7 protein-coding genes are annotated in these 8,275 nt (G+C 64.0%); 6 read left to right on the forward strand and 1 reads right to left on the reverse strand.

The window, feature by feature from the left end; all coding sequences use genetic code 11:
* Positions 1-278 precede the first annotated feature (278 nt).
* The 3 genes from JOZ76_RS13190 to JOZ76_RS13200 all read left to right on the forward strand — a co-directional run bounded on the left by JOZ76_RS13190 (position 279) and on the right by JOZ76_RS13200 (position 5,218).
* The gene (locus tag JOZ76_RS13190) at positions 279-860 is read left to right on the forward strand and encodes a TetR/AcrR family transcriptional regulator (protein WP_291699066.1); all 582 of its coding nucleotides are present in this window, start codon (positions 279-281) and stop codon (positions 858-860) included.
* A 169-nt stretch (positions 861-1,029) separates the two neighbouring features.
* On the forward strand, positions 1,030-3,222 hold the full coding sequence (locus JOZ76_RS13195) for a xanthine dehydrogenase family protein molybdopterin-binding subunit (RefSeq protein WP_291699067.1): 2,193 nt from the start codon (positions 1,030-1,032) through the stop codon (positions 3,220-3,222).
* A gap of 13 nt (positions 3,223-3,235) precedes the next feature.
* Complete coding sequence (locus JOZ76_RS13200; protein WP_291699068.1) at positions 3,236-5,218, forward strand: alkyl/aryl-sulfatase; 1,983 nt, start codon at positions 3,236-3,238, stop codon at positions 5,216-5,218.
* A gap of 54 nt (positions 5,219-5,272) precedes the next feature.
* Here the strand turns inward: JOZ76_RS13200 and JOZ76_RS13205 are convergent, their stop codons facing one another.
* On the reverse strand, positions 5,273-6,121 hold the full coding sequence (locus JOZ76_RS13205) for an intradiol ring-cleavage dioxygenase (RefSeq protein WP_291699071.1): 849 nt from the start codon (positions 6,119-6,121) through the stop codon (positions 5,273-5,275).
* A gap of 29 nt (positions 6,122-6,150) precedes the next feature.
* Here JOZ76_RS13205 and JOZ76_RS13210 point away from each other — a divergent pair, with 29 nt between their 5' ends.
* The 3 genes from JOZ76_RS13210 to JOZ76_RS13220 form a co-directional block, all read left to right on the forward strand.
* Positions 6,151-7,227, forward strand: a complete 1,077-nt coding sequence (locus JOZ76_RS13210; RefSeq protein WP_291699069.1) for a helix-turn-helix domain-containing protein — start codon at positions 6,151-6,153, stop codon at positions 7,225-7,227.
* A 151-nt stretch (positions 7,228-7,378) separates the two neighbouring features.
* The gene (locus JOZ76_RS13215) at positions 7,379-8,101 is read left to right on the forward strand and encodes an SDR family NAD(P)-dependent oxidoreductase (protein ID WP_291699070.1); all 723 of its coding nucleotides are present in this window, start codon (positions 7,379-7,381) and stop codon (positions 8,099-8,101) included.
* A gap of 10 nt (positions 8,102-8,111) precedes the next feature.
* On the forward strand, positions 8,112-8,275 hold a 164-nt coding region (locus JOZ76_RS13220; protein ID WP_291699072.1), incomplete at its 3' end, for a nitronate monooxygenase.

Here is an 8,275-nt window from a genome sequence, read left to right on the forward strand (position 1 = left end):
CTGGAAGATTGGCGACTCTGGCGCGGCCACAGCCGGCGATAGGCTCTGTAGCAACGGCATTCGCTCAGGCCGGCGCGTGTTGGAGCGACCGACCTGGAACGGAATCCGTTCGAGTCAGGGAACGATGACGGCCAAACCGGCGACGATTCCGGTGATCCCTTGATTCCAATATTCGCGAAGGCTTCGCCGAAACGGGATGCGAATGTTAGAAACGGACCACCGCGTCAGCGCATCAGGCGTGTGATTGACGCAAACATGGTTCCAAGAGGGAATGAGGCATGACGGCCAAACCCCGGCCCGGCGGCCGCAGTGCCCGCAACAAGGCGGCGGTTTTCGAAGCGGCAGCCGCCCTGCTGGCTGAACGGGGACACGAGGCGGTCACCATGACCGATATCGCCGAGCGTGCCGGGATGGCCGCGACCAGCCTCTATCGGCGCTGGGGCGACGTGCGCGCGTTGATCATGGAGGTCGCGGTCGAAAAACTGATGCGCGAGCGGCCGCTGCCCGATACCGGATCGCTGCGCGGCGACCTGCTCGCCTGGGCCCGCCCCATCGCAACCAGCCTCGCGAGCCGCGAAGGCTCATCGTTCTTTCGGGCCGTGATCGCAACGACCACGCCCGCCGGTGCCGACGGATCACTCCGCCGCGCCGCGCTGAATCGCCGGAGCGAGCAGATGGAGCTGATGCTGGAGCGCGCCCGCAAGCGTGGTGAGAAGGCGCCCGATCTCGTCGAACTGTTGGATCATGTGCTGGCACCGCTCTACATGCGCGCGCTGTTTGGCAGGCCTCTCGGCAAAGCCGTCGCCGATCGCCTGGTCGACCGGCTGATCGCGCGACCCAAGCGGCCCCCGGGTGGGTGATGATCACTTGCCCGTAACGCAAATTTTATTGCGTTAAGGCGGCGCCATTGATGCAAGACATGTCGCATCGGTGTTATCGACATTGCTGCGCGAGACCTCTGCCATTGCGGCCCTTCCACCAAGTGCGTGAAGCCATCCACGCCGCCGCGAACGCTTGACGAGGACCCATATGCCTCAACTCGATCGCCGCGCTTTTGTGGTCGGTGCCGCCGCGGCCGGGGCCGGTCTCGCGCTTGGTTTCGACCTGCCGTTTGGCGGACCGGCCGTGGTTCACGCCGCCGATGGCACACCGGAGATCAACGCCTGGGTGGTGATCCGGCCTGACGATACGGTCGTGATCCGCATCGCCCGCTCCGAAATGGGTCAGGGCACGCTGACGGGGCTTGCCCAGCTCGTCGCCGAAGAACTGGAATGCGACTGGACCAAGGTCACCACGGAATATCCGACGCCGGGCCAAAGCGCGGCGCGCAAGCGCCCGTGGGGCAGCTTCAATACCGGCGGCAGTATCGGCATTCGCGCATCGCAGCAATATGTCCGCAGGGGCGGTGCGGCGGCCCGCATCATGCTGATCCAGGCGGCGGCCAATCAATGGCAGGTGCCGCCGGCCGAGTGTCACGCGGCCGGCAGCATCATTACACACACGCCGACGGGCCGCAGCGTGACCTACGGCCAGGTGGCGGAGGCCGCGGCGATGCTCGCGCCGCCAACGGATGTGAGGCTCAAGGATCCGAAGGATTGGAAGATCGCCGGCCGGAGCGTGAAGCGGCTCGACACCGCAGACAAGACCACCGGCAGGATGATCTACGGTATCGACGTCAGGCTGCCCGGCATACTCAGCGCCGCGATCAAGGCCTGCCCGGTGTTCGGCGGCAGATTGAAAAGCTTTGATGACGCAGATATCGCCAAGATGAAAGGCGTCAGGAAAGTCGTGCGGGTCGACGACAACGCCGTTGCCGTCATCGCCGACACCTGGTGGCGCGCCAAGTCGGCGCTGGATGCCTTGCCGATCGTCTGGGACGAGGGGGACAATGCCCAGGTGTCGAGCGCGTCCATCGCAAATTGGCTCGAGGAAGGTCTCGATCCCGCGCAGCCCGCGTTTGTCGCCAACAGCAACGGCGACGCCAAAACCGCCATTGCCGGCGCCGCCAGGACGATCGAAGCGGTGTACGACTATCCCTACCAGAACCACGCGGCGTTGGAGCCGCTCAACGCCACCGCGCTCTATACATCCGACAGGTGCGAGGTCTGGACCGGCACCCAGGACGGCGAGCGTGCTTTCGCGGCGGTCGTTCAGGCCTCGGGCCTGCCCCCCGACAAATGCGATGTCCACAAGGTGATGCTCGGCGGCGGCTTTGGCCGTCGCACCGTCGCCGACTATGTCCGGCAGGCGGTCCTGGTCGCCAGGCAGATGCCGGGCACGCCGGTCAAGCTGCTGTGGTCACGCGAAGAGGACATGACGCAGGGCAGATATCATCCGGTCACGCAATGCAGGCTGACCGGCGCATTCGATGCCGACGACAATCTGACGGGCCTGCATATGCGAATCTCCGGTCAGTCGATTTTCGCCGGCAACATGCCCGAGGCGCTGAAGGACGGCATGGACCCGTTCACGTTCCAGGGCGTCGCGTCATCTGCAGAGGTGTTCACCAACATAGGACCGGCGCGGCTGGGCTACTCCATCCCCCATCTGCTGATCGACCATTCCATGCGCAATCCTCACGTTCCGACAGGCGTCTGGCGCGGCGTCAACGGCAACCAGAACGCAATCTACCTCGAATGTTTCATCGACGAGCTTGCGCATGCGGTCGGGCAGGACCCGCTCGCGTTCCGCCGCAAGCTGATGGCGGATCATCCGAAACATCTTGCAGTTCTGAGCGCCGTTGCGGAGCGGGTCGGCTGGGACAGGCCTGCAGCGAAGGATGTGTTTCGCGGTATCGCCCAGCAGATGGGGCTCGGAAGCTATGTCGCCGCCGCCGCCGAAATCTCCGTCACTGACACCAGCAAGATCAAACTGCATCGTATGGTTGCCGCCATCGATCCCGGCACGACAGTCAACCCGGCGCAGGTCGAGCGGCAGGTCGCCGGCTCATTCGTATTCGGTCTCACCGGATTGTTCTATGGCGGCTGCACCGTCAAGGACGGCCGCATCGCGCAGACCAATTTCGACAGCTATAATTCGATGCGGATCCGCGAAATGCCGAAGGTGGAAACGATCGTGATGCCGAGCGGCGGTTTTTGGGGCGGCGTCGGCGAGCCGACGTCAGCCGTTGCCGCGCCGGCCGTGCTCAACGCCTACTTCGCGGCGACCGGCAAGCGCATCCGTTCGGTGCCGCTGTCCAATCTCGATATCGTATTCGCCTGATCTGGAGGCACTAATGTCGAAGAGGTACAGCGCTGCTGCAATTTTCGTCATCATCGCGGTCAGTTGCGCGGCGGCGCATGGTCAGATCGCGCCGAAGGGGCCCGAGCCTGCGACATTGAAGGCCAACGCCGAACTGGCGAAGACGCTGCCATTCGCCGATCGGCAGGATTTCGACGACGCCATGCGCGGCTTCATCGGCACCACGCCCGATGCACTGGTGACGGGCACCGGTCCGCGCCCGGTGTGGACCATGAAGCCTTACGGCTTCCTCGAGCAGAACGAGGCGGCCGACAGCGTCAACCCGAGCCTGTGGCGGCAGGCGCAGCTCAACGCCATCCATGGCCTCTTCAAGGTGACCGAGCGCGTCTACCAGGTGCGCGGTTTTGACATCTCCAACATGACGATCATCGAAGGCGACACGTCGCTGATCCTCATCGACGTGCTGCTGACGGCCGAGACCGCGCGCGCCGCGCTGGAGCTGTACTATCAGCAACGGCCGAGGAAGCCGGTGGGCGCTGTGATCTATTCGCACAGCCACGCCGACCACTTCGGCGGCGTCAAGGGCGTCATCAGCGAGGCCGACGTGGCCGCCGGCAAGGTCCAGGTGCTGGCGCCCGCGGGCTTTCTGGAAGCGGTGGCAGGCGAAAGCGTCATGGCGGGCACTGCGATGAGCCGGCGCGCGCAATATCAGTTCGGTTCGTTGCTGCCGCCTGGTCCCCGCGGCCAGGTCGATACCGGGCTGGGCAAGACGATCGCGATCGGCACCGTCACATTGATTGCGCCCACCGCCACGGTCGACCGGACCACGGAAAGGCGCGTCATCGACGGCGTGGAGATCGTCTTCCAACTGGTGCCCGGCTCCGAAGCGCCATCGGAGATGCTGATGTATTTTCCGCAGTTCCGCGTGCTCGACATGGCCGAGGACGTCACCCACAACATGCACAACCTCTACACCATTCGTGGCGCCGAGGTGCGCGACGGCAATCTGTGGTCGCGCTACATCAGCGACGCGCTGGAGAGATTCGGTGACAAGACCGACATCATCATCGCGCAGCATCACTGGCCCGTTGCCGGACAGGCGCGCGTCGTCGCCCTCATGAAGAAGCAGCGCGACATGTACAAGTTCATCAACGACCAGTCGCTGCGGCTGTTGAACCTCGGTTACTCGCCCGGCGAGATCGCCGAGACCCTGCATATGCCCGCGAGCCTTGAGCAGGAATGGTCGGCCCGCGGCTACTACGGCACGCTGCGTCACAACGCGAAGGCCGTGTATCAGAAATACCTCGGCTGGTACGACGCCAATCCTGCCGACCTCGACCCGCTGCCGCCGGCGGAAAACGCTCGCAAGACCGTCGACTACATGGGCGGCGCCGATGCCGTGATCGCACGCGCGCGCAGCGATTTTGCCAAGGGCGAATACCGCTGGGTGGCGAGTGCGATGAAGGAGGTGGTGTTCGCCGATCCGACCAACCGCGCCGCGCGCGAGCTGGGCGCCGATGCGCTCGAGCAGCTCGGCTACCAGGCCGAGGCCGGCACCTGGCGTGACGCCTATCTCGTCGGTGCGATGGAGCTGCGCGGCGGCGTGCCGAGAATTGCCGGCAACAACATGGCCAACGCCGAAACGCTGAAGGCCCTCAGCAACGAGATGGTCTTCGACGTCCTCGGCGTGCGGCTCAATGCCGCCAGGGCCGAAGGCAAGACCATGGTGATCAACTGGAACTTCACCGATTCAAATCAGCGGATCGCACTGAATCTCGACAATTCCGCGCTGACGCATGTGGCGGGGAAAGAGGCGCCCAACGCGGATGCGACCGTGACGCTGGCGCGCGGAACGCTTGACGCCGTGATCCTGCAGCGGACCACGTTCGCCGACGCTGTCAAAGCTGGCCTGGTCAAGATCGATGGCGACCCGCGCAAGGTCGATGAACTCATGGCGATGCTCGACACCTTCAAGGTAATGTTCGAGGTGGTCGAACCAAAGCCGAACGGTCCATGAGATGTGCCGGACGCACCTCAGCCTGCCGCGCGTGATGATGAATGTCCGCTCGGCCTAGAACGGGCTGCGCTTCAGTCCGGGGACGACGGCGGCGAGGCGGTCCCTGATCCATTGCGCCTTCGGCGGACGGCCGCCTTCGCGCGCGCCTGCCGGTGGCGGACCGGGCGGGGCAAAGCCATTGGGTCCGTCCGCGCTCACCTTGGCGCTGCGATCGACCACCAGAGTCAGCATCGCGACGTAGCGCTCGCGCTCCTCCTTGACCGCGCAATAGGCGCGATGCTCCGGGTCCTGTTCGGTTGCGACGCCATCGTTGGCGTTGATCACGAGGCGCTGCTGCGGCCGCTTGGTATAATCAGGCACGTTCGTATAGATGTACTCGTTGAGCGCCTCCGGAAAGAAGGTCTGTCCGGTCAGCACCGTCCGCTCGTCGAGAAACGCCTTGAAATGGATGTGCGTGGCGCGCCCGGCGTACCAGCCGGGATAGATCGTCTTGAACGTGCTCCAGCCGCTGCCATCCGCGATCTGGGTGCCGCGCAAAAACGTCTTGCTGGTCATGTCGATGTTATGACTGTCGCCCTGGCCGGGGAAGGCGGAATAGATGCCGCGGGCGTCGCAGTGCCAGATATCGACGCGGGCGCCCGTGATCGGCGTGCAGGATCCACCTTCGATCACGCGCAGGCGAAGTGCCAGCGGCACACCGGCCTTGCCCTCGGTGACATCGGCGCGCACCAGCTTGGGATCGAGATAATAGGGACCTTCCTCGGCCTGCGGCGTGAGGATGCACGCATCGTCCAGGCCAGCCGCGGGATTTTCTGAGGCCGCCTGCGCGCGCCCGCCTTGGAGAAGACCTGCGGCGCTTGCGGACGCGAGGGTGAGAAAGCCGCGGCGGGTCGACGTGAGAATCGACTTGGACACGAGCGCCTCCGTTCATTGTGATCGAGCACACTCACTCAATCACGCGCGAATGGCAACAATCAGACCGCGGTTGGGTTGCGATTGCCGGCGAAGCCACCACATACGGCCGGCCGCTCTGGTGTGGCAATTCAGAAATAAGTTCGTTTACAATTATTGCATCGCATGTCCTGAGATGTCTTGGGAGAGGTCGTTTGACCCTGCACTATGCCGCCGAGAAATATGGGGCCGCTGGACTGTTGGCATCTTCGGTCGATCGAGGCTGGTTGACCCTGTCAGCGGAACTTCGCACTCATCGCAATGGCGTGATCGCCTGGAAGAACGCGCGGCCCGACACGGAGATTTGTATCGATGTGACCGGCAGCCGATCGATCATCACGCGACAGGGCGCTGGGATCGTCGACCGTACGCTCGCCGAGCGCGGGACCATCTGGCTGTCTCCTGCCGGCGTGCAGGAGGATCTGATCAACATCTCCGACCTCCTGCCGGGAATCCTGCATATCTATCTTCGGCCGGATCGCTTCTCACCGGCCGCCATCGGCATAGATCTCGATCAATCGGTGCGGGCGTCGCTGCGTTATCGACATAGCTTCAAGGACCCGCTGCTGGCTGAAATCGCCTATGCGATCTCGTCCGAGCTCCAATACGAGACCGCTGCCGGCGGGCTGCTTGCCGATACTTTGGCGACCAGTCTTGCGGCTCGGCTCGTTCAGGCCCATCTCGGCGTGTCTTTGTCGCAGGCGGCAGTCCGGCCAGACGGTCGTCATGCCGTCGATCGGCGCCGACTGGCCCGTGTGCTTGACTATATCGAGGCTCATCTGGAAGGCGATCTGACGCTTGATCGCTTGGCGTCGATTGCGTGCCTCAGTCAGTTCCACTTCGCCCGGGCTTTCAAGGCCGCCATCGGTCAGTCGCCGCACCGTTATGTGAGTGGAAGGCGGCTGGAGCACGCCAGGGCCTTGTTGGCGGCAGGCGACCGGCCCCTGGTCGACATCGCGCTCGCACTCAAATTTTCCTGCCAGGCCAATTTCACCCGGGCCTTCCGGCAGGCCACGGGTCAGACGCCTGGTCAGTATCGGCGCAATTTCTCGGTGTGATCAGCGACGCCGCAGCTGTTTCTGTTTCCGCTGGCGGCCCGTGGTCATCAGCAGGAAATGACAAAAGCTGAGCAAGCAGCGCAAAGCCGCGCGCCGCCGATGCGTTCATCCTTCCGGCCAGCTTCACCGATCAGCCGGAACAGGAACGATCATGGCCACCGAACGAAAAGTCGCAATCATCACGGGTGCCTCGCAGGGCATTGGCGCCAGCCTGGTGCAAGGTTTTCGCGGGATCGGATACGGGGTTGTCGCCAATTCGCGAACGATCAGCAAGGTTCACGATCTCCGCGATCCCGACATCATCACCGTTGACGGCGACGTTGCCAGTCGTGAAACGGCCGAACGCATCGTCGACGCAGCGGTTGAGCGTTTCGGACGCATTGATACCCTGGTCAATAACGCCGGACTGTTCCTCGCAAAGCCGTTCCCCGATTATTCCGAGGCCGACTTCGCGGCGATCACCGCGGTGAATCTCGCCGGGTTTTTTCACGTGTCGCAGAAGGCGGTGGCCTGGATGCTGGGCGCGGGCTTCGGCCATGTCGTCAACATCACTGCGACCATCGCCGAACAGCCGATGGTATCGATTGCGGCGGCCCTTGCCGCGCTGACGAAAGGCGGACTCAACGCCGTCACGCGCGCGCTCGCCATCGAATTTGCCGCCCGCAACATCCGGGTGAACGCCGTGTCGCCGGGCGTCATCAAGACGCCGATGCATCCGCCCGCGATCCACGAGTTTCTCGCAGGGCTAGCGCCGATGAGCCGCATGGGAGAGCCGAAGGATATCGTCGACGCCGTGCTGTATCTGGAACAGGCGACGTTCGTGACCGGCGAGATCCTTCACGTCGATGGCGGCGCCTCGGCCGGCCAGTGGTAGGAGATTTGCCATGTGGCCCGACCGTCGACTGATCGAACTCTTTGCGATCGAGCATCCCCTTATTCTGGCGCCGATGGCAGGACTGGGAACAGTCGGACTCGCTGCCGCGGTGTCCGCTGCTGGTGGGCTCGGTTCGATTGGCTGTGCAACGATGCAGCCGCATGTCGCCGCACA

The organism is Bradyrhizobium sp. (genome assembly GCF_019244115.1).
Taxonomy (GTDB): Bacteria; Pseudomonadota; Alphaproteobacteria; order Rhizobiales; family Xanthobacteraceae; genus Bradyrhizobium.

What these genes read in the sequence shown, in the direction of transcription:
- JOZ76_RS13200 (WP_291699068.1), top strand. Translation starts at nt 3,236, where the DNA reads ATGTCGAAGAGGTACAGCGCTGCTGCAATTTTCGTCATCATCGCGGTC.
- JOZ76_RS13190 (WP_291699066.1), top strand. Translation starts at nt 279, where the DNA reads ATGACGGCCAAACCCCGGCCCGGCGGCCGCAGTGCCCGCAACAAGGCG.
- JOZ76_RS13195 (WP_291699067.1), top strand. Translation starts at nt 1,030, where the DNA reads ATGCCTCAACTCGATCGCCGCGCTTTTGTGGTCGGTGCCGCCGCGGCC.
- JOZ76_RS13215 (WP_291699070.1), top strand. Translation starts at nt 7,379, where the DNA reads ATGGCCACCGAACGAAAAGTCGCAATCATCACGGGTGCCTCGCAGGGC.